The sequence below is a fragment of the Pedobacter ginsengisoli genome, from assembly GCF_030244015.1.
Lineage (GTDB): Bacteria > Bacteroidota > Bacteroidia > Sphingobacteriales > Sphingobacteriaceae > Pedobacter > Pedobacter ginsengisoli.
In genome coordinates, this window is the sequence record NZ_JASSYX010000003.1 from 356,977 (window position 1) to 380,184 (window position 23,208).

The following is a 23,208-nucleotide window of genomic DNA, read 5'->3' on the forward strand; positions in this document are numbered from 1 at the left end:
AGATAAAATTGCACAAAATTGTTCAGCAAGACCAAAAATAAAACCAGAAACCTCTTGTTAACATAAGGAGACATTGTTAACATAATGATAATATCATATCATCTTTAAATTAACGTAATATTGCTATAATTCTTAGGGATCATAGACGGAACATGGCGAATCATTCCAAATCAGACATAAGTTGACTTCATTAAAACACCCAAACCACATTTAAATGAAAAAAGAGGCAATAAAGGCTGCAAAAAAAGCAAAAAAAATTATCCGTAAGGATTTATTCGAAAAACTTTCCATAGAAATAAAAAGTATAATTGAAAAAAGTGGCTATGATTCGAAGAAAGCATCTAAAGAAATAAAGAAAGTAGCCAATCATCTGGCAAAAAAGCTTTCACAGAAACCTTCAGCAGATAAGGCAGTAAAAACAGAAGGTAAGGCTCCGGTAAAAGCCGCAGCACCCACGAAAACCACCAGGGTCAGCGAAAAAGCAAAACCCGAAGCCACAGCAACAGAAAAATAAAAACAATGCCCCGTTTAATTCGGGACATTGTTTTTATTTTTCAGCTATGACTAGTTGGGATAACCGGTGTTTTGGTCAAGCTTAGGGTTTAAAGATTTCTCACTGTTTGGGATTGGAAAAATTCTTCTGAATGTTTCTGTATTTGTTTTATAACCCCACGCACTTTCATACTTTCCAAAGCGGATCAGGTCATTTCTCCTCCAGCCCTCCCAGGCAAATTCCCTCGCTCTTTCATCAAGCAGTTCATCTAGCGTGATGCTTCCTACTTCCGGTGCATTTACACGTTTTTTAATCTTATTAACAAGTACAGGCGCCGTCTGCAATTCACCTTTCACCGTAGTGGCACCAGCACCTCTAAGTATCGCTTCGGCCTTCATCATGATCACGTCAGCAAGCCTGAAAACCGGAAAATCATTGCCTTGATAACGGGTATCCGGATTGGTAGATGGATCAGGGTAGAATTTTATAGACCTTACACCTTTGGCTTTTCCAAGCTCATCATCACCCACATCCATCGTAAGTTCAGAAACCAGGGGCATCTCGGGAGTAAATTCGAGATGGTAGGTAATCTTGGTTGCACCATCTGCTCCTGTATAAGAATTATCCAATCCTTTTTTAGTAGTAGCAATTAAAATTGGACTTCCATCATTTTCATATTGCTTTCCCGCAAGCAAAGTTTTGTTCCTCACATCATTAGGCAGATTGAATTTCAGATAGAAATCCTTTATAGTACTCATAGCGATACTTGGTCTGAAAGGGAGGTTGTATTTTTTTTGCAGTCCAGTGTGTAAACCAAATCTTGAGAAATGATTACCTATCGCTACGTTCGCGTCATAAGGAATTGCAAAAATGGTCTCCTTAACCGCAGGTCCGTTATTAGGAGCAAAAATGGTCATATAATCCGGCTCCAGTGAATAGATAGCGGAAGCTCCGTTCAATATGCTGTCGGCCATTGCAACGGTCTCAGTATATTTAGGCTGACCTATGTAATGCTCGGCATTTAAATACAATTTCTCAAGAAGTGCAAAAGCCATCCATTTAGTTGGCCTTCCATACGTAAGCTGCCCGGCCTGGGTATTTAAGTTGGGATATACTTCTTTCAATTCCGATTCTATAAAGGCAAAAACATCCTTTCTCTGGGCTGTCGACGGGAGTTCCGCAACAATAGCATCTTTTATGATCGGGATGTTTCCGTAAATATCCATCATGTAAAAATAGTACAGGGCCCTCATTGTACGCATTTCTGCTAAAGCTGTGGTTCTGGCTTTACTTTCCGGCGCTGATTGAAAAAGGCTAATGATCCTGTTGGCCGAGTTTATCCCGCCAAAGCCCCATTCCCAAACCGATTTGACGTATGGATGGTCAGGGGTCCAGGTATGATAATGCATCAGGCGGTACTGCCCCCCGTCAACATAGTTTGCAGCCCTCGCGGGGATAATGGCCTCGTCAGTCGATAATTCCTGCATCCTCCAGTAATCCAAAGCATATTGGGACCTTAACTTTGTGTAAACAGGCCCGGTGGCCGCTATAAAGGATTCTTCGTTTGTTGGGAAGTTAGATGGCGTAAGTTCCGATTCAACATCAACATCCAGCTTGGTACATGACCACATGGCCGCTATAGCAAGTATTAAGTTAAATATGGCGAATTTTTTCATGTTGTTTAAATTTCTAATGGTTAAAATGTAACATTGAGGCCAAATATGAACGACCGGGTTTTAGGATAAAAATTATTATTATCTATACCCGGCTGTATGCCACCCATATTGATCTCAGGATCTATTCCTCTATATTTAGTGATGATAAACAGGTTACTTCCTGTCGCATACAACCTTAGTTTTTTAATTGCTTTAATTTTCATATCGAACGAATAACCAACAGTCGCATTTTCCAAACGGAGATAAGACCCGTCTTCAATAAAGCGGTCTGAGATATAGTGTGCATTGATATCTGTAATGGCTTCAGTAAGGGAGAATTTCGGAATGTTATTAATGGTTGCATCCAATGGACTGTTTAATCCCGCTAGTGTGGCATTCAGGATCTGGTTGCCCGACACTCCCCTCACAAAGAAATTAAAATCAAGCTTCTTATAGGTGAAACTGTTACTCCAGCCATAAATAAAATCCGGCTGTGCGTTCCCGGTAATGCTTGAGGCGGCATTCAGTGGTGCTATGGTTAAATAGCCATCTGCCAGGTAATACTGACTGATACCGGCATCATTTTTACCTGCATAACGATACGTATTAAACGAGCCGATAGGCAACCCTTCCTGTATCACCTGCGAAAAATTACTGGTCTGTCCTTTTCCTCCAAGCGAAGCAGTCGGTATGGACGACAAAGAAAATTTATCATTAGAAAGTGAGACCACCTTATTCTTATTGTGTGAGATGTTAAAAGAAGTCTTCCATTTAAAATCACTGGTAATTACCGGCACGACATCTACAACTGCTTCTATACCTTTGTTACTAATTTCACCTACATTGGCCGTAAGGTTTCCTACAAAATATTGAGTTGTGGACACCCGGTAATCCCAGATCAGGTCTGTGGTCTTTTTATCGTAAACATCTACACTACCCTGAAGCCGTCCTTTAAACAGGGAGAAATCAAGTCCAATATTTGTCATTGCTGTTCTTTCCCATTTCAGGTCAGGATTTTCATTTTGGAATGGGCCGACAGCATTGATATATCTTCCGTCATAGTAAAAGCGATCTACCGGTGAATAAAGTGAGAAACGGGTAAACGCATCGAATCCCAGAGAATTTCCGGTCACACCGTAACCAGCACGTATCTTAAGGTCCTCGACGAAGCTTAGGTTCTTCATGAAGTTTTCGGAACTCAGACGCCAGCCAGCAGAAACCGAAGGAAAATATCCCCAACGATTATTGACACCAAAAGCAGAAGATCCGTCCCTTCGTAAAGATGCCTGAAACAAATACTTACCTGCAAAATCATAATTGGCTCTTCCATAAAAGGAAATCAAGCGGAGCGTTTGGATCCTTACTGTTCCGTAGTTTACCACTGCTCCGGGCAGCGGATCACCAAGACCGAGATTGTTATAAGTAAGTTCATCCGTTACAAAACCCTGATTCGATGTAGAAAACCCATCGCCATTTCTGTCTTCCTGAAATGAATAACCAGCAAGAAGCTTTAAGCCATGCTTGTCAAAAGTCTTATCATAATTAAAATAAGTTTCAGCGATTTTCTTTGTATTGGAATAAGAATTACGAGTGGCAACTCCCTTCAAACCTCTGTTGATACCTGAAAGTCGGTTATTATAAAAATTCCCGTTGGTATTCTCATCCTGATAATTGAGACTTAACGTATATCTCAGGCCAGGCAACAGGTCCAGTTCTGCCAGCGCATTTCCCAAAAAAGTCTTGATCTTATTGTTGTTGATGTTGTTGTCTATAAGCGAAACAGGGTTCAGGTAATTTCTCGTTCTGCTAAAGTCTTCGGTATAAGAACCGTCTGACCTTCTAATACCAACAGTAGGCAGGTATGTCAGCATATTCGGATAGACAAAAGCTGAAATATCATTGCGTACCGTCCTGCTGTTCACGACTGAAAGGTTTAGTCTGAGCCTGTCGTTAAATGCTTTTTGACCTACATTTGCTTTTATGATAAATCGTTCCAGGTCAGATCCCTTCATTATCCCCTCACTATTCAGATAATTTGCACTCACACCATACGAGGTCTGCGCAGAGCCCCCATAAAGTGAAAGATTATGATTGGTAGAAAAACCATTCCTCTGCACAGCCTTTTGCCAGTCCGTACTTGATCCGTCATCATCCGAAGGATTTAAACTTTTTTTATTTTCGGCCAGATATGCTCTCAGCTGTTCGGCTGAAAGCATATCAATAGTATTAGATACGCTTTCATTACCAGCATAGCTGCTGTAAGAAAATCCGGCTGCGGAAGCATCACCCCGCTTGGTAGTGATCAGGATTACCCCATTTGCTGCCCTTGCCCCATAAATGGCTGTCGAAGAAGCATCCTTTAAAATGTCTATGGATTTAATGTCATCTGGTGATACCAGGTCTATTGACGCCGCAGGCACTCCGTCAATCACATATAAAGGTTCCTGAGCGCCGACTCTCAAGCTGGAAGGTCCGCGTAAAATGATGGCCCCATTTTCGTTTGGGTTTCCGCTTTTTGTAATATTAAGTCCGGCAACTTTACCTTGCAGCAATTGGGAAGGGGTGCTGATGACACCTCCGTTGAATTCGTCAGGAGTCACAGATGTTACGGCTCCTGTCACATCCTTTCTGCTTGAAGTCCCGTAACCAACCACTACTACATCTTTTAGTGACTCGCTGCTGGCAACAAGTGTGACATTGATCTCCGATTTCGAGTTCGTGCCAATCTCCTGGGTCACCATTCCCAGCATGCTGAATACAAGTATGTCCTGAGTACTGTTTATTTTAATACTATAAACACCATTTTCAGATGTAGAAGCCCCGATATTGGTTCCTTTTATCTTGACAGTAACTCCCGGAAGCGGCGCATCCGTTTCATCGGTAACCCGTCCGGTGATAATTTTGCCCGGCTGTTGTGCAAACACAGTTAGTGACAGCATCATCAGTACCATTGAAAACAAAGTCTTCAATGACAAATGATCGGACATGCGATAATTTAGAATGTAGGTTTTTTTCATAAACGTCATTATTAAATTAATTGATTTAGGTTGTTGGTTTATTTAGGATTTATTGGTAGAAATCGCACAAAGATGCCCTTCTGGCATGAGCAATACAGCCCCACCAGATTATTAAATTGTTAATTAAATCTGACAAATTGCATTAAAAAAGCGCAGCACTGACCTGCTATAAATCCCCTTTTACAAGGCTACAGTCACAGGCAAGTACTTCGCGATCAAGTCTTCGTAATAAGGTTTCAGCTCGCTTACAACCGGAGGTTTAGGGCTTTTTGAATAAAGGTCGTAAGGATTAAATTTATCTACCCACTTAAACATCTCCTGGTCATGTGCATTTAAGATGTGGTCATAAGCATGTTCACGGTGTTGTGAGTAAAAAGAATGGTAGCGGATCATATAGAGGGCCGGTTCAGGCAGGTAATCTTTGGTCAGGTGGTACAGATACTCATCATGCCCCCAGGACATGTGGATGTTGTCGAGCCCGCACTGGTGGCTATATACGCCATATTTCGTGTTGTAACGTTCGTCCCTGCTGTCTGGATTGTCAGCGAAAAATTCAGGGAAAACGATCTTATCTGAGAACTTACATCCAACAGGAAATGAATCCCCGACTACGTTCCATTGCGGTTCACCAAAAAGGCACAGTACTTTACCCAGGTCATGGATGAATCCGGTAAGCACAAACCAGTCGGGATGGCCATCGGCACGAATGGCTTCCGCAGTTTGCAATAAATGCTGCAGCTGGTCCAGTGAAATATCAGGATCAGAATCATCGATCAGCGTATTCAGGTATTCCATAGCCTGCCACCAGGGCATTTCCTTTTTATCAAATTTCAGGAAATTCTCTTTCTTGGCCAGTACATTGTCATAGGTCTGGTACTTGTGGTTCAGACGATAAAACTCCCGTACAGAGTCAATTTCCGGACTGTCATAATTTCTGAATTCCTCTTTGGCCTTTGCCGGAACACCCGGTTCAGGATATCTTTTCAACACATCGTCTTCCCATGCCTCCAGACTCGACAGCGGGTTCTTCTCCTCATTTTGTTGCGCTTTCATAACTTTGTATTTTATAGTTAACAATTCATAATTTACCAGAACACTGTGTACAATGCGGTCAGTATGCCCATGATCAGCACAGAACCTATGGCAAAGCTGGTGCTGACCTTAAACATGGAGGTGTCCACTTCAATTGCATTTTCATCTGCAATTTTTTGCGGCCTGCTCAAACTGATCACGGCCATCAGGATCACGATGACAACAAAATCAATAGCCATCCTATCCAGGAAAGGATAATCCGGGAAAGCCCCGTTTGTCCAGACAGGCAGAAACTTCAACACCGTTGAAAGTGGAATAGTAATCAGCGCTCCGGTCATAGCAGCAGCAGTTGTCGTACGTTTCCAGTAAAAGCCCAGCAAGAATATAGCCAGTACCCCTGGTGAAATAAAGCCCACATATTCCTGGATAAACTGATAAGCCTGATCGAGGGACCTCAATGCCGGGGTAACAATTGCCGCAACAACCATTGACGCCACCACCGCCCATCTGCCGACATTTACCATCTTTTTATCAGACGCTGAGTTATTGAAGTATTTCTTGTAAATGTCCATTGAGAAAATTGTAGAGATGCTGTTTGCCTTACCTGCCAGTGAAGCAACAATGGCAGCCGTAAGAGCGGCAAAAGCGATGCCTTTCAGCCCCGCAGGCAAAAGGTTCATAAGCGTAGGATAGGCGTGGTCAGGCTTCAGCACTCCTGCGTCCGACATTTCTGCCTGGAACAGACCTTTACTATGCAGCACATACATTACAATACCCGGAAGAACTGCAATCACAGGCACCAGTAATTTCAGAAACGCCGCGAATAATATGCCCTTACGCGCTGTATTTAAATCAGCGCCGAGCGCGCGCTGCACAATATACTGGTTACAACCCCAGTATGCCAGGTTGTTGATCAGCATACCGCCAATTAACACAGACAGGCCTGGCAACTCCTTATAATACTTGTGAGAAGAGTCAAATATCATGTGAAAATGACCCGGGGCTTCCTTTCTCAAAACGGAAAGACCGTTAAAGATATCCCCGCCAAATCCGTATTCAGTTGAAAGCAAAGAAAGTGCAAGATAGGTAGTTATTAAGCCGCCAAAAATCAGTACCAGTACCTGGATCACATCTGTATAACCAATGACCTTCATGCCGCCCAAAGTGACCACCATGGAGAAAATGCTGAGCCCCACAATACTCCATTCGAAGCTGATGGGCGATATGGAGGAGATGGCCAGCGCCCCCAGGTAGATGATCGAAGTCAGGTTCACAAAAACATATACCAGCAACCAGAACACAGCCATAATCGTACTTACCTGGTCACTATACCGCTTCGACAAAAATTGCGGCATGGTGAATATCTTGTTTTTAAGGTACACCGGAATGATGAAAATGGCCACGATGATTAATGTTGCGGCAGCCATCCACTCATAAGTAGCGATAGCAAGTCCTAACGCAAACCCGGAACCGGACATCCCGATGAAATGCTCCGCAGAAATATTCGAAGCAATCAGTGACGCCCCGATAGCCCACCAGGTAAGCGAACCTTCTGCCAGGAAAAAATCCTTTGCACTACTGGAAGTAGTTTTTTTCTTATGATAAATGTAATAGCCATAACCAGCTATCGCAATAAAATAAATAAAGAAAACTACATAATCGGCAATGTCGAGTTGATTCATATCAGGTTAGCACTAAATCAGTTTTACTCCTATAAATGAGTTAAATTAATTATCTTACATTTGGTTAAAAGCAAAACCTAAGGCAGGTCTCACTTATCAAAGCTGTATATAAAAATATCAATTCTGAGTTTAGCAGGGTATTTTATTTACGAATACGTTTAAGTGAAACGTCTTTGATATTGCTGACCAGTCTCAAAATTCTATAAATGAAGGGCAACCATAAATGAAGGGCAACGTTACTGTAAAAACTTTAGCTAAGGAATTAAATATATCTATTGCAACTGTATCAAAAGCACTCAATGATAGCTATGAGATCAGCATAGACACCAAGCAAAAAGTATGGGACCTGGCCAAGAAGCTTAAATATGAGCGCAACCCCGCAGCGAGTAACCTCCGCAGCCATAAAACAAAGACCATCGCAGTCATTATACCCGAGATTGCCAACAACTTCTTTTCGCTTGCCATTAACGGGATCGAAGAAATAGCCCGCAAGCGGGATTACCACGTGCTGATCTACCAGACCCATGAAAACAGTGAAACCGAGATCACTTTTACAGACAGCCTTCTGAGCGGACGTGTCGACGGAATACTGATCTCCGTTTCAAGTAATACAGAAAATTATGAGCACTTTAAAGAACTGGTAAAAAAAATACCTGTTGTTTTCTTTGACCGCACCATTGAAGATATTGATGCAGTAAAAATCACCACCGATGATTATGAAAGCGCTTACAATGCCGCATATCATCTGATCGGGAACGGCTGTAAAAATATTGCCTATCTCCATGCACTGGACAATTTGAGCACAGGACAAAAACGATTGTCAGGATACCGGGATGCCTTAAGCGCGCATAATCTGCCTGCAAATCCCGACCTGATCATCAGCTATGATAAGGACACAGAAAAAAACTATGACAACATCAAACAGCTTATTGTTTTGCAAAAGCCTGATGGTATCATTTCATCCATAGAGGAATTTGCGCTTCCGTGTTATTACGTCTGTAAGGAGCTCGGCTTAAACATCCCGCATGACCTGAAGATCATCAGTTTTTCTAATCTAAGCACCGCTCCGCTGCTTAGCCCTTCCTTAAGCACCATTACTCAACCAGCATTTGAAATCGGCAAAGAAGCCGCAGGATTCTTATTTAAGATTCTGGACAAGAAACATTTCGAACCGGATGAAGTCCCAACGCTCAAATCGACATTGATCCAGCGAGAATCGAGCCTTGATAAAAACAAAAGCCCTGGCATCCACCTGGGCTTTCATTATCAACTAAACCTAAACGTATAAATACTAACCAAATATTTACGTCACAAAAGTAGAACCATCATGTTAAGGTGCTGTTAAACATCCATTATGATAAAAATTATAAGCGGCGTTTTGGATAGCAAATCTGCTTGAGAGAGCGGACTTACAACACAGATAAGTTATTCATTAAAAAAGGGGATGCCTTTTTGGACAACCCCTTTTTAATGAAGGTTTTTTTATTTTAATATTTTGTGTTCTGGGCATCCCAGTTTGTCCATCCTGTAGTCCAGTCAGTGGCACCAAATGCACCTCTGTACGTAACAGCTGTTGCCCCTGTTGTTGCAACCCAGGTACCACTCAATGCTGGTGAGCCAGCAGCCGGAAGGAAGTTAGGTGTGGTCAGTGAAAACGGATTATTCAACTTTACGCCTGTGTTTGCATCTGCAAAAGTTACGCTACCATCTACCAGTACTTTAGCCTGAATTTCTGCAGCAGTTATAATAGAAGCCGCAGCATTCGTGATAAAAGGTGCTGTGAAAGGCGCAACGATATTATTTTTGAATTGAGATTCTCCGCTTTTGTAGAATGCAGCAGATTTATCAGATTCAATATTCAAACCACCTTTTTGTGAACCCAGGATAATTGAGTTGTTGAAAATGAATTTTGCACCCCTTCTCCAGCGATTTCCATAAGCATGTCTTGCTGCAGTGTTGGCTGCGTTGTTTGGACCAATAATGGTCATGTTAGAGATTTTAGGCTGAGTGATTGGCGTAGCGTCAGTTCCGTCTTTATCGTTATCACATTCGATACCGTTACCGTCATCAGCTGCGTCAACAAATTTTGGATCTCTTAGTGCTACCGCAAACTGAACGCTTCCGTTAAAACCGAAGTCAAAATCAAAGTCATCGTCTGCGGTTGCAAAAGCAACCAGGTTTTTACAGTTCACCGTTCCGCCAAAGAACTCAAAAGCATCATCATTGGCATAAACAGTCTGAACATTTTCGATGGTTGTTCCGCTACCTACTGCATAGAACGTCAGTGCGTTGATCTCACTATCGTTTACACCTATACCAGCGTACTCGATCCTTACATATCTTAAAATCCCGGAGTTGTCATTGTCAATTTTATCAGTTCCGTAAGTTACTGCTACACCTCCCTCAACAGGCACTGCAGTAGTGCGGTTGGTTGTTGCTTTTCCAACAAGGATAATTCCGCCCCAGTCACCAGGAGCCCTGCTACCGGCATCTTTACCTGAAGTGAAAACGATCGGTTTTGCGGCAGTACCATCGGCGATAATTTTTGCTCCTTTATCTATTACCAAAGCTGCTTTGGTCCCAACTTTCGCCCTTACGATTGTTCCAGGCTCAATAGTCAGTATTGCACCGCTTTTCACGAATACAGTACCATCGAGTATCCATTGTCTATCAGACGTCAATGTTTTATTGGCAGCGATATCACCGCTTATTGCTTCCGGAGTTTTTGCAGGCAATTCCACTTCTGGGTTATCAGATTTTCTGCAAGCAACAAATGTTATTGCCGCTGCTAAAAAAAGAATCGATAGTTTTTGTTTTTTCATTGTTCTATTTGCTATAATTTCTATGTTCAAAGTTATCAACCCAACGTTCACTCAAGATTAAGCCAGGTTTACCATTTAATTATGTCAGCGTTATCTTAATGTTAAGAGCTATTTTTTATCAAGTCCAAAATTGTAGGTAAATGTCAGACTGGCTCCTGTACCAACTTTCGCTGTGTTCATAATGTTGTCCCCTTTCTGATAGGTTTTATTTCCATCATTGTTCTGATAGAAGAATATCTTTTCATTCAGGATGTCTGCCAGGTTCAGCCTTAGCTCTCCCTTGGTTTTCAGGACCTTTTTGGAGATCTGAAAATCTACCATATTCCTGCCCTTTTCATAGATATCGGCATAACCCTGGTAACCAACCTCTGAAATCCGTTCACCTATCCTGTTGTACAATAAGTTAAAGGACAAATTGGTGTTGGGTTCATTATACAATAATCCGGCATTGATCAGGTAAGGTGACTGGCCCTGAAGAGCCCTGTTGGTAATTTCCGAAACCAGACTGTTCAGGTTTACTGTAGAAAAGATTAGGGCAGCATTTGTATAGGCCGTCAGGTTTTGCAGGAAACTTTCTTCTTTTAAAAAACCCAGGTTTTTTCTGAATTCTACTTCCATTCCATATGTCGTCGCAGAATTCGCATTTTGAAACGTTACGTTTTTTACACTTCCAGATGATACGACCTGTTCGATTGGGTTTTTAAAATATTTATAATACCCGGATACAGACAGGATTTGTCCTGCGCCTGGAAAGAATTCATATTTCAGGTCGATGTTCGTATTCTGGCTTCTTTTCAAATCCGGGTTACCGATCAATACCCTTTTAGAGATGTAGTCGAAGAAACCAAAATTGGAAAGCTCCCTCAGTTCCGGACGGGTCACTGTATTGGAAACTGAAAAACGAAGATTAGTTTTATCAGTAAGGTTATAGGTCGCATTCAATGAAGGCAGAATGTCTAGAAACTGATTCTCTACTTTCAGCTTGTTACCCGAATTGTCGGCAGTATTAATGCGCTGATACGAATCTTCAATCCTCGCGCCGAAAACGACTCTGAGTTTCTTTCCAAAACGTGTATCCAGCATTGCGTACCCAGCGTTAAGATCAGAAGTTGCATCATACTTATCTGTCGCTTCCGTTCCTTCATCCAGTACAAATCCGTTGTCATTGAGGTTTGCCGGGTTAAAGATCTCTCCGATCGGTAAGCTCAGGAGGTTTTGGTCAAATTCGCCGGTAGCGAATGACCTGATGTAGCCAAATTTTCTTGCACTGAAATCACGTAGTTTATATTGTTTTAAAGCACCAGCTTTCAATGAACTTTTCTCCTTCAGGAAATTGAACGGCAGGGTTATGTTCAGACCGCCGTTATAACTGTCTTCAAACAATTCTGAAAAGAAACGACTGGCATCAGTTCTGGATGCTGTCCCATTAGGAACCACCGCTTTATATGTAGTTTCTCCTTCTCTAAGGTCATAGTTCACCGATTTCAGGTCAGGCTGCAAACGATCGGAATAAGAATATCCTAAATTCCAATTGATCTTTACTTCCTTCCAGCTCAGCTTGTGCTCGCCTTCAAGCTGGGAATTTAAGAGTGACTTGCTCACCAGGTCAAACGAGTACCCTTTTCTTTTAATCTTATCAATCACCAGCGAACCGTCCCTTTCGGTATAAGAATTATCCAGGGATACGTTGTACAGATTTTTAAAAGCAATCTTGTTACCGCCTTTTATATAAGCAATATTGGCCAGAGCACCCCATGATGCACTGAATTTGTAAGTATCATCATTAAAATCGTATTCTGTTTTATCCTGATTATACTCAAACCGCTCACCCTTAGTCATGTTCTCCGCAGTCCTATAATTAAGGGAGAATATAGCCCCCAGATTGCCCTCATTTTTAAAGGTCTTGCGCAAGCCTGTGCTTAGCTGGTAAGACTGAGATGGAATCGCGTTGCTTCCACTATTGACGTTAAATGAATTTAGAAACATTTTACCTGAAGCAATTTTATCGCGATCAGAAAGCTGCTGATATTTGGCCGTCGAAACTATCCCTTTAGGAATATTGCGGCTGTTATTTATATAACCAAAATTCTCTACTGCGGATTTTTCTCCCAATTGAAAATCTTTAAATGTCGACTGAGAATTGAAACCCGATCCGGCAGAAACAAAAATATAATTCTCTGTAGGAATGTCTTTAGTCAATACCTGCACGACACCCCCTGAAAAATCACCTGGAAGATCCGGTGAAGCCGTTTTATTGATCACAATATTATCGACCATATTTGATGGGATAATGTCAAATGAAAAGGCCTTCCTGTCCGGCTCAGAACTTGGCAAAATCGCGTTGTTGAGCAAGGTGGCGTTGTACCTGTCGCTCAACCCGCGCACAATAATGAATTTATTATCCTGGATACTTGTGCCGCTTACACGCTTCAGAACCTCAGAAGTATTTCTGTCCGGAGACTTCCTGATCTGATCAGCTGAGATCCCGTCAGAGATGCTCGAACTAGTCCTCTGCCGGTTATATAAAGTGTTTACTGATTCTTGTTTAATGGTTGCGGTGATCACGACCTCACTCAGTTTTTGACTGTTTGATTCCTCCATAACCAGATCAGCAATAGCAGTGCTTCCCGCTTTAACCTCTATGTCTGTAATGTTCTTAGTTGAATAGCCAACATAGGAAACTTCCAGGGCATATTTTCCTGCTGCCAGTCCTGAGATGATATACCTGCCCTCTACATCAGTTGCAGATCCTTTTGTTGTACCCTTGATCTTAACCGTAACACCGATCAATGTTTCCCCGGTCTTCCCGTCAGACACCTTACCAGAAATTCTGCCTGTTTGTGCAAATGCTGCCGACCCTATAATTACAAATAATGCTGTAATTATTGCCTTCTTTAGATTTAGTTGTGATTTCAATTTGCTGTAAATTAATTTTCAGCAAAGCTATTACCACAATGTTAGGTCTATGTTAGATGTAAATTACCATTCGTTTATCACAATGTTAATTCTGTGTTAACTGCCAATAGGGTTAATATTTCAAGCCGATTTTCCTGCAGATAAAGTGCAATAACCAAATCGGGCCGATTAACAGGAACTTAACGTCATCCAGAAATGAAGGCTTCTTCCCTTCGATTTTGTGGCCTATGAACTGCCCTATCCAGGCCAGTACAAAGATCACCAGACAGGAAAGCCACAATGCAGGGCCGCCGTCAGCCTGCCATTTCTCCAGCTGGACGATACCCATACTCATCGCAAAAATGATCAATAGCATCAGGTAAGACATCACCGGGGAAAGCTTGTAATAATAATATACAGCAAAAGCGATCAAAAAAGAAGCCCAGTTGAGATATCCATTATACCTGCCCAGAAAATCCAGGTGCGGAAACGGAATGGACCATACCAGCCCCAATAAACTAAAAACAATTGATGGAACGCATATCCAATGGATAATCTCATTGGTGTGGTTCTGATGGCTTTCCGCATATTTGTCAAAAAGAACATCTACCTCTTTCTTAGGTTCAGCCTGAACCGCAGTATTTTGCTTCTTCATGTCATTTGGTTTACTATGTAAAAATAGAAAAAGCGACAGAAGAACCTGCCGCTTTTCAATTATTTAATCAGAACTACTATTTTGCAAAGGCAACAGACCTTGTCTCCCTGATCACAGTCACCTTGATCTGACCAGGATAAGTCATTTCAGTTTGTATCCGGTTAGAAATGTCTGCCGCCAGCAGTTCAGCCTGCTGATCAGTAACCCGTTCGCTCTCTACCACAACCCTCAGCTCACGCCCTGCCTGAATCGCAAAAGTCTTTTCAACCCCCGGATATGACAATGCCAGTTCTTCCAATTCCTTCAAACGCTTGATGTAGCTTTCCACCACCTCACGTCTTGCACCCGGACGTGCGCCAGATATGGCATCACAAGCCTGGATAATGGGCGAGATCATAGACGTCATCTCAATCTCGTCATGGTGAGCTCCAATTGCATTACAGATCTCAGGATGCTCTTTGTATTTCTCTGCAAGCTGCATACCCAAAATAGCGTGTGGCAATTCCGGATTGTCATCAGGCACCTTTCCTATATCGTGAAGCAATCCGGCGCGCTTAGCCATCTTAGCATTCAGCCCAAGCTCGGCAGCCATGGTAGCACAGAAATTGGCTACTTCGCGTGAGTGGTGCAGCAGGTTCTGTCCATAAGACGAACGGTAACGCATACGGCCCACCATTCTGATCAGTTCAGGGTGCAGGCCGTGTATTCCGAGGTCAATCACCGTACGCTCACCGATCTCCACGATCTCATCTTCAATCTGTTTTTTCGTTTTGGCGACAACCTCTTCAATACGCGCCGGGTGTATCCTGCCGTCTGTTACCAAACGGTGCAGGGCCAAACGGGCGATCTCCCTCCTTACCGGGTCAAAGCCCGACAGAATAATTGCCTCCGGTGTATCATCAACAATGATCTCTATACCCGTAGCCGCTTCTAGGGCACGGATGTTACGTCCCTCCCTGCCAATTACACGCCCCTTGATCTCGTCACTTTCTATATGAAAAATAGATACCGTATTTTCTATTGCAGCCTCAACAGCAGTACGCTGGATAGTCTGAATGACTACCTTTTTAGCTTCTTTAGTTGCTGTAAGCTTGGCTTCATCCACAATATCTTTTACCTGTATCATAGCCTGCGTCCGCGCCTCAGACTTCATGGTCTCCACCAATTGACTCCTGGCCTCTTCAGCACTTAATCCGGCAATGGTCTCCAGCTGCTTGACATGCTGGTTCTTCAGGATTTCAACTTCTTCCTGTTTCTTGATGGCCAGATCAGTTTGTCTCTCCAGATTCGTTTTATGATTGTCCAGTTCCTGCTCCTTGCGGGTGGCATTTTCCAGTTTGGAATTTAAAGACTGTTCCTTTTGCTTCAATGAATTTTCCCGCTGGTTGATCTGGTTGTTCTTCGCATTCACTTCCTGTTCATGCTCAGATTTCATTTGCAGGAACTTTTCTTTCGCCTCCAGCAATCTGTCTTTTTTTAAGATCTCTGCATTGGTCTCTGCATCTTTGAGCATCTTTTTTACTTTATTTTGGGCCGCAATTTCCTGGCCCTTAAGCAGGCCGCGCAGCAGGTACCTGCCGATCACCACGCCGACCACTAAACCGGCAAGTACATATCCTAGTATTCCTAATATTTCCATTTTTTATATTTGATCCCCCTATATCATGCCCGGGCATGGCCTTTAAAATATGTTAAAAAAAAAACCGCAACTAACTTTAATGAGCTTCATGTTTTAAAAACCTCAACTAATTATAATTAGGATTTACGTTATTTTCAGGTGCCCGTGGGCAGATGAAATGTACGCTCTCAATCCTATAAATATTGAAGTGTTAAGTTTTAAAAAGTGAAACCCAAAAACCTAGCTGCGGCTAATATCTTTGTAATTCAAACTAAATATAAAGAACTTTCCTATTTTGAGAAAAAATCATTCAATAAATTATCCAACTCTTCCACCTTGCCGGCTACAGCAGTATCCTGATTCTGGACCTTGTTTTCTACCCGGAGTACTGCCGTTGCATAATGCAATACTGCCATAGAAAGCAAATCCTGTTTATCCCTGACTGCATAATTTTCCTGATACTCTTTTATGCGCTCATTGATAATCTTGGCTGCCCGCCTTACAATTTCTTCTTCTTCCATGTTCACCTTTAAGGGGTAAATACGGTCAGAAATGGTTATTTTTATCGAGATTTCTCCCATTTTTAGCTTTGTTTCACTGTACCCATATTACTTATTTTTTAAGCAATACCACACACTTATCTATTTCACGCACAAAATCGTTAATTTTTTGCTTTATATCAAGTGTCTTTTCACTTGTACCTTCAATGCTTTTCGCAATCTTCAAAACTCTTAGCTTTTCTTCAAACTCGGCATTCTCTGCCCTTGCATTGTCCAAAGACGCCTTTACCGATTGATTATCAAGCTTTAACAGATCATTTTCTTCCTGCAGCGCATTACACAACTCTATCAGGCGGGCTGTTTTTTGCAATACTGAACTTAACTGATCGGCAACAGAAGACATGCTTATTTTTTTACTTTTTTATTTACTAATATTTAAAATCAAGGACCTTACTTTCTGATCTCGGCCTTTGCTGTTTGTGCTAAGTTATATATAATCTTTTGCATAACGGCATCAATTTGTTTATCCGTCAGCGTCTGCTCCTCATCCTGTAAAGTAAAGTTCAGTGCATAGGATTTTTTACCCGCAGGTAATTTATCTCCTATATAAACGTCAAATACCTGTACATTCCTGATCAGCTTCTTTTCAGTTTTAAAAGCAATGGACTTGAGGTCGTCGAAACTTACATCGGCGTCAACCAGCATGGAGAGATCGCGTCTTACGGCCGGATATTTCGAAACTTCTTTATTTACAATTTTATTTTTCCTTACAATGTCCAGCAGCAACGCCCAGTCAAAATCAGCGTAATATACTTCTTTGTCTACATCCGCCTTCTTCTTGTCCGCCGCAGTTACCGCACCAAATGAAACAATCGTTTTATCGCCCCTAAAATATTTCAGACCGTATGCAAAGCTTTCGTCCTTTATTTCCGCGGACTGGTAGTTGGAAATACCCAAACGCCCTATTACCGCATCCACCGCTCCTTTCAGACTGTAGAAGCTTACCGGAGAAGTTTTATGGTTCCATTGCTCAGGCAGGCTGGCACCGGACATCATCATGAGCAGCCTCGGGCGTTCCACATACTGTGCATTGATCAGATGATAAGTTTTACCAAATTCATAAAACTTAATATCAGCAATTTTCCTGTTCAGGTTATAAGCCACGCTTTCCAGTGCGGGCATCAGCAGGTCCTGGCGCATTACATTCAGGTCCGAACTCAAAGGGTTCAATATCTGGACCGCTTCCTCCGGATTTTTTGAATAGGCCCCTTTGGTCAGTGAGTTGCACCAGATCTCCAGAAAACCGTTTGCGGTAAGCAGGTCAGCAATCACATGCTGTGTCTGTTCCTTATCCGGCTTGGTGTTATAAGACAAAGACGCATTGATCTTGCGCGGAATTTCAATATTGTTATACCCGTAGATCCTCAAAACTTCCTCGGTGATGTCACACTCACGTGTCACATCTACCTTATAAGCCGGAACCTTCAGTTCAAGTGTTTCTGAAGTCTCTCTATGCACTTCAATACCCAAAGCTGTTATTATAGCTTTTATCTCCCCATTAGGAATCCGGGCGCCGATCAGTTTGTTGATATTGACATAACTAACCTGAACGTCAAATGGCTGGACAGGATTTGGATAAATATCCGATATGGACGAAGAGACAGATCCTCCTGCCAGCTCCTGGATCAGCAAAGCAGCACGTTTCAAAGCAAACACCGTTATTTCAGGATCAGTACCCCGTTCAAACCTAAAAGAAGCATCTGTTTTTAATCCATGCCTTTTAGAAGTCTTACGTACAGATACCGCGTTGAAATAAGCACTCTCCAAAAATATATTTGTAGTTGTTTCGTTTACACCTGAGCTTTTACCACCAAATACCCCTGCGATACACATAGGTTCCTGAGCATTGCAGATCATCAGGTCTTCTGATGAAAGTTTACGCTCCACGCCATCAAGGGTTACAAAAGGTGTACCTTCCGCACATTTCCTAACCAATACTTTAGCACCTTTTACCTGATCTGCATCAAAAGCATGCAATGGCTGGCCAAGCTCATGCAATACATAATTGGTGATGTCCACAATATTGTTGATGGGTCTGATGCCAATCACTTTTAATTTATCCTGCAGCCAGTCCGGTGATGTTTTCACTGTAACGCCGCTAATGGTTAAACTGCTGTAGCGCGGGCAAGCTTCCGCATCTTCAACCTGTACCGTTATGGGCAGACTTTCATTTTCTGTTTTGAATCCGGTAATGTCCGGCATCTGTATTCCGGTGCGGAAATAAGCGGCCAGATCTCTGGCCACACCTAAATGTGAAGCTGCGTCGGCACGGTTGGGGGTCAATCCGATCTCAAACAAGTGATCGTCTTCCAGCTTAAAATATTCCTTTGCGGTGATGCCAATGGCGGTATCTTCAGGCAAAACCAGGATGCCGTCATGTGACACACCCAAACCTATTTCATCTTCTGCGCAGATCATTCCTTCAGACACTTCTCCTCTGATCTTCGATTTATTGATCTTAAAAGGCTCTCCTTCATTTGGATATACAGTTGTACCCACAGTAGCTACGACTACCTTCTGGCCCTGCGCTACATTAGGTGCGCCGCATACGATCTGTAAAATATCCGGCCCGCCAACATCAACAGTAGTTACACGCAGGCGGTCTGCATTTGGATGCTGTATACAACTCAACACATGACCTATGACCAATCCTTCCAAACCACCGGCCACGGGCTGTACTGTCTCTACACTTTCCACTTCCAGACCTATATCTGTCAATACCAGCGAGAGTTCCTGTGGTGTTTTATCTGTTTGAATGAATTGCTTAAGCCAGTTATATGATATCTTCATTTTTCAATTCCGTATAAAACGCAAAGATATTATTTAAAGCCGAAAGCCGAAAGCGATTTAGATCATGCCCTCATCACCAAAACTATAAAATAATTTATTAGTAATGATCAGATGGTCGAGTACATACAAATCCAGCATTTTACCCGCCTCCACCATTTTTTTAGTGATACGGATGTCCTGATCGCTTGGTTTAGGGTTGCCTGAGGGATGGTTGTGTGCCAGTATAATATTTGCAGCATTGTGTTCCAGGGCAGTTTTAAAGATGATCTTTGGATCTGCTATTGTACCTGCCTGGCCACCTTTGCTGATCAGGTACCTGCCGATTACAAAATTGGCCCTGTTCAGCATCAGGATCCAGAACTCCTCATGGTTCAGGTCCGCAAAGACCGGGAGCAGGATCTCAAAAGCATCCCTTGAAGTCACAACCTTAATCACATCCTTTGCCGCCACCTCCCTTCTTCTGCGGCCGAGCTCCAGTGCAGATACTATTGCTATGGCTTTTGCCTCGCCTATTCCACGGAATTTGGACAAATCCTGTACCGACACCCTGCCCAAAGCATCAAGGTCATTATTATAAGTAACCAGGATGCGTTTGCTCAGGTCTACTGCTGTTTCCTCCCTGTTTCCGGAGGCAATCAGGATCGCGATCAGTTCAGCATCAGTAAGGTGCCGTCTTCCGTTCAGCATTAATTTTTCACGGGGCCGGTCTGCCTCCGCCCACAATTTGATATTCAGCTTTTGTTGATATGGCTTCATCCTTTCAATTTGTTTTTTTGAATTTTTGAACAAAAAAAAACGGGGTATGCATTGCATACCCCGTTTTTTTTTGTAAAGCTATATCTATTTCAGGCTATTAACAAACTTAGTCAGTTTAGATTTGTTATTTGCTGCTTTATTCTTGTGAATAATGCTTTTTTTGGCCAAACGGTCCAGCATAGAAACTACTTTAGGAAGCAATTCCAATCCTGTTTTTTTATCTTCAGCAGCACGCAGTCTTTTGATAAAAGTACGTGTTGTTTTAGCTTGATATCTGTTACGTAAACGTTTAGTAGCGTTTGCCCTGATTCTCTTTAATGAAGATTTATGATTTGCCATCTTTTATTGTTAAATATTTTTATTTTAGAGCTAAGCCCTTTTCTTTCTTTATTTTTCGGACTGCAAATATAGAACTAATGTTTTTAAAATACAAAATCATAATAAAAATATTTTCAAGCATTTACAGACAGACATCTGCCGGGTTTCAATTTTTGCTAATTGTTTGTAACAGGTCGGGTATCATAAAATAAAAAGTGGTACCCTTCCCTTCTTCACTTTCTACCCACAGCTCACCGCCATGTTTCAGCACAAAGTCATTGCATAGACTGAGTCCAAGGCCTGTCCCCTTTTCTCCGGCAGTACCATAGGTGGTGTAATTTGAGCTTTTACTAAAAAGCTCAGGAATTCTTTCTTTAGGAATACCCGTTCCAGTGTCCTGAACCATAAATAAAGTTCCGCGCTCAACAGGTTCAGCCTTTATAGAGATTAATCCTCCTGTATTGGTAAACTTTACCGCATTGCTCAGCAAATTACGGATGATGGTTTCCAGCATCCCTGTATCCGCATAGATTGAAATATCATCTGCTACACTTTCGGTAATTGTTACTCCTTTCTTTTCCGCCATCATGCGCACGGTCTGCAAGCTTTTACGAATCAGACCGGGTACGTCATTAATTTCTACAGGATTGAAACTCACGGCATTGAATTGCGATTTGGCCCATGTCAGCAAATCTTCCAGCAGGTTGTTTGCTGTTGACAGCTCCTGTTTCATCATGGACAGATAAGCGTGCACCTCATCCGCGGAGCTGGATTCGAAATCTGTCAATGTGAGGTCCAGCAACTGCAAACTCCCTGATATCGGGTTGCGAAGGTCATGGCCGATAATGGAGAACAGCTTGTTCTTTTGCTCGTTAGAAGCGGTAAGCTCTGTATTCAATGCCTCGAGCGCATTTTCATGAAACTTCCTGGTGGTCACATCCCGCATACTCCCTTCAGTACCGGTGATGACGCCATCTTCAACAATCAGCCTGGCATTTACAGAGGCATAGCGCAGTTCTTCACTTTTAGTTTTCAGCCGGACTTCAAAATCAATCACAAAACCGCTGATGCGCAACTGCTCCACGATCTGCTCCCGGTCCTGTACATAATAATAAAAAGTATCTACCGGCATGCCGATGATCTCAGACCTGCGGTAACCTGAATGCATCTCTATGGACGGGCTGATCTCTGTGACTATTCCCTGCTGATTGGTCTGATAAAACACATCCTGTACATTTTCAAAAATAGTCCTGTATTTCTTCTCACTGAGCACCAGATCGCTCTCGATCTCCTTCCTTTTTGTGATGTCCTCGATCTGCGATACATAATGCAGGGGTTTACCGGCATTGTCGTACAACATGGTAGCTGCAATGACAACCCAAATGTACCTGCCGTCTTTGTGCCGGTAACGTTTTTCGTATTTAACATCCGCTATTTCACCCCTGCTCAACCTGTAGATAAGATTCTCCGTATTGCCCATGTCATCAGGGTGGGTGATGTCTTTAACGTTCAGCCGTTTTAGCTCATCTTCTCCATAACCAAGCATCAGGCACAGACTCCGGTTTGCCCTCTTCCAGTTCCCCTTCATATCGATCAGCGCCATCCCAATCATGGAGTTCTCGAAGATCTGCTGAAACTGCTCACTGTAATTTTCTTTAACTTCAGTCATTACCTGATTATTTTTCTTCAATAGAATATCGTGCTTTTTTTTAAAAACACATAGATGCCCTTTTTGATTTAAATATTACTTGTACACGTGTATAACCTTACCCCTGACCATCAGCATCGCGCTAAAAATAAAACCGGGATCCAGTCTGCAGGCAGTTTGAGCAATGAGCCCGGCATTCCGGCGCACCTTACCCTTAAAAACCACCTCACCATTATAGACCACGTTTATCTTTTTGTCCAGGTCAAGCAAATGGTCGTTCAGGAATATCCTAAGCTCAGGATTTTCATTTTTTTCAATGGTAATCTCATTGCCGGCCACAGTCACAATGGATTCAGCTCCTGTTTTGGCCTGACCGGCAGGGACACCCAGCCAGTAAAAGGTATCATGATGCCTGTCATCCTGTTTCCAGGCTACTTTTGACGGCAGCGGGTTTCTTTTAAACGCAGCCATCCAGGGCACCGCAACCGTATCCTTTCTGCTCATCCAATGGGGTGCTTCAGGATAGATATGCAGGTCATGCTTATAGCTGCCCGGATTGGCGCTTTCCAGGCTGTCCAGTCTTTTTCCCCATACCGCAGCCAGCTCATTGCGTTTGTAGGCGGCATCAGCCCCGCCCATGAATATGGTAAAAGGCAAATTCCTGAGGTTCAGCGCAGCCGCATCACCTGGGTGTCCGGCCATCATCGCTGCTGCAGCCCAGTGATCGGCCATTCTCGGGGCGATTTGAAATACACCATCACCACCGGCGGAATACCCCATGACGTATACTTTATTTGGATTTACCCCTTCCGCCAGTATTGCGGCTTTGATGATCTTCAGGAAAAGGGTATCAATATGGTCTTCATGCCACAAATTCCAGGTATTGGTCGGTGCCCTTGGCGCCAGATAAACCCCTTCGGCGGGCGTGTATAGTGAAATCTGGTTTTTCCATTGCTGATCGTTGGCCTTTGCGGAAGTATTTCCCCCACCATGCAGCGAAATGTAAAGACTGCGTCCGTCTGCAGGTTTATCGCCCAGAATGCGGTAAGAAAATTTCATTTGATAGTCACCAAAGCTGACCTGCTTTTGTTCCCAGTCTGTGAGCAGGGCTGGCTTTTGCAGTTCAACTTGTTTAGCATATTCCGAGGACGCCATTTCAAGCGCCTTTTGTTTAGTGAGCCGCTGCGCATATCCGGAAAAATACAAAAGACAAACTACAGGTAAAATAAAGGAGGTACGAATTTTATACATCGATGACCGTTTATAT

Annotated in this window: 17 protein-coding genes; 2 read left to right on the forward strand and 15 right to left on the reverse strand. The window is 42.7% G+C overall.

Annotated elements, in window-relative coordinates:
* Positions 1-214: 214 nt before the first annotated feature.
* Entirely contained in the window at positions 215-514 is a 300-nt protein-coding gene (locus QEP08_RS13660; RefSeq protein WP_285058823.1) for a hypothetical protein, read from the forward strand.
* A 50-nt stretch (positions 515-564) separates the two neighbouring features.
* Here the strand turns inward: QEP08_RS13660 and QEP08_RS13665 are convergent, their stop codons facing one another.
* The 4 genes from QEP08_RS13665 to QEP08_RS13680 form a co-directional block, all read right to left on the reverse strand.
* Complete coding sequence (locus tag QEP08_RS13665; protein ID WP_285058825.1) at positions 565-2,169, reverse strand: RagB/SusD family nutrient uptake outer membrane protein; 1,605 nt, start codon at positions 2,167-2,169, stop codon at positions 565-567.
* Between the two features lie 20 nt (positions 2,170-2,189).
* Positions 2,190-5,165 carry a SusC/RagA family TonB-linked outer membrane protein gene (locus QEP08_RS13670; protein WP_285058826.1) on the reverse strand — a complete coding sequence of 992 codons (2,976 nt, stop codon included), beginning with the start codon at positions 5,163-5,165 and terminating at the stop codon, positions 2,190-2,192.
* A gap of 180 nt (positions 5,166-5,345) precedes the next feature.
* Positions 5,346-6,218, reverse strand: a complete 873-nt coding sequence (locus QEP08_RS13675; protein WP_285058827.1) for an inositol oxygenase family protein — start codon at positions 6,216-6,218, stop codon at positions 5,346-5,348.
* A gap of 32 nt (positions 6,219-6,250) precedes the next feature.
* Positions 6,251-7,879, reverse strand: coding sequence for a sodium/sugar symporter (locus QEP08_RS13680; RefSeq protein ID WP_285058829.1), 1,629 nt, complete (start codon positions 7,877-7,879; stop codon positions 6,251-6,253).
* 223 nt (positions 7,880-8,102) lie between these two features.
* On the opposite strand from QEP08_RS13680, the gene QEP08_RS13685 reads away from it, so the two are divergent.
* The gene (locus tag QEP08_RS13685) at positions 8,103-9,167 is read left to right on the forward strand and encodes a LacI family DNA-binding transcriptional regulator (protein ID WP_285058830.1); all 1,065 of its coding nucleotides are present in this window, start codon (positions 8,103-8,105) and stop codon (positions 9,165-9,167) included.
* A gap of 199 nt (positions 9,168-9,366) precedes the next feature.
* Here the strand turns inward: QEP08_RS13685 and QEP08_RS13690 are convergent, their stop codons facing one another.
* The 11 genes from QEP08_RS13690 to QEP08_RS13740 all read right to left on the reverse strand — a co-directional run bounded on the left by QEP08_RS13690 (position 9,367) and on the right by QEP08_RS13740 (position 23,192).
* A complete protein-coding gene (locus QEP08_RS13690; RefSeq protein ID WP_285058831.1) occupies positions 9,367-10,701 on the reverse strand; it encodes a hypothetical protein in 1,335 nt (444 codons plus the stop codon).
* 108 nt (positions 10,702-10,809) lie between these two features.
* Positions 10,810-13,617 (reverse strand): TonB-dependent receptor, encoded by a 2,808-nt coding sequence (locus QEP08_RS13695; RefSeq protein WP_285058832.1) that lies wholly within the window; start codon positions 13,615-13,617, stop codon positions 10,810-10,812.
* A 112-nt stretch (positions 13,618-13,729) separates the two neighbouring features.
* A complete protein-coding gene (locus QEP08_RS13700) occupies positions 13,730-14,251 on the reverse strand; it encodes an Mpo1 family 2-hydroxy fatty acid dioxygenase (RefSeq protein WP_285058834.1) in 522 nt (173 codons plus the stop codon).
* Between the two features lie 76 nt (positions 14,252-14,327).
* Positions 14,328-15,890, reverse strand: a complete 1,563-nt coding sequence (gene rny / locus QEP08_RS13705; RefSeq protein WP_285058836.1) for a ribonuclease Y — start codon at positions 15,888-15,890, stop codon at positions 14,328-14,330.
* Between the two features lie 269 nt (positions 15,891-16,159).
* A complete protein-coding gene (locus QEP08_RS13710) occupies positions 16,160-16,450 on the reverse strand; it encodes a cell division protein ZapA (protein ID WP_285058837.1) in 291 nt (96 codons plus the stop codon).
* Between the two features lie 31 nt (positions 16,451-16,481).
* Positions 16,482-16,772, reverse strand: coding sequence for a hypothetical protein (locus QEP08_RS13715; protein ID WP_285058839.1), 291 nt, complete (start codon positions 16,770-16,772; stop codon positions 16,482-16,484).
* A gap of 47 nt (positions 16,773-16,819) precedes the next feature.
* Entirely contained in the window at positions 16,820-19,219 is a 2,400-nt protein-coding gene (gene pheT, locus QEP08_RS13720; RefSeq protein WP_285058840.1) for a phenylalanine--tRNA ligase subunit beta, read from the reverse strand.
* A gap of 57 nt (positions 19,220-19,276) precedes the next feature.
* Complete coding sequence (gene radC, locus QEP08_RS13725; RefSeq protein WP_285058841.1) at positions 19,277-19,975, reverse strand: RadC family protein; 699 nt, start codon at positions 19,973-19,975, stop codon at positions 19,277-19,279.
* A gap of 84 nt (positions 19,976-20,059) precedes the next feature.
* Positions 20,060-20,314 (reverse strand): 30S ribosomal protein S20, encoded by a 255-nt coding sequence (gene rpsT, locus QEP08_RS13730; RefSeq protein WP_285058842.1) that lies wholly within the window; start codon positions 20,312-20,314, stop codon positions 20,060-20,062.
* 145 nt (positions 20,315-20,459) lie between these two features.
* On the reverse strand, positions 20,460-21,962 hold the full coding sequence (locus QEP08_RS13735; RefSeq protein ID WP_285058843.1) for a PAS domain S-box protein: 1,503 nt from the start codon (positions 21,960-21,962) through the stop codon (positions 20,460-20,462).
* Between the two features lie 75 nt (positions 21,963-22,037).
* A complete protein-coding gene (locus QEP08_RS13740) occupies positions 22,038-23,192 on the reverse strand; it encodes a dienelactone hydrolase family protein (protein WP_285058844.1) in 1,155 nt (384 codons plus the stop codon).
* Positions 23,193-23,208: the final 16 nt, after the last annotated feature.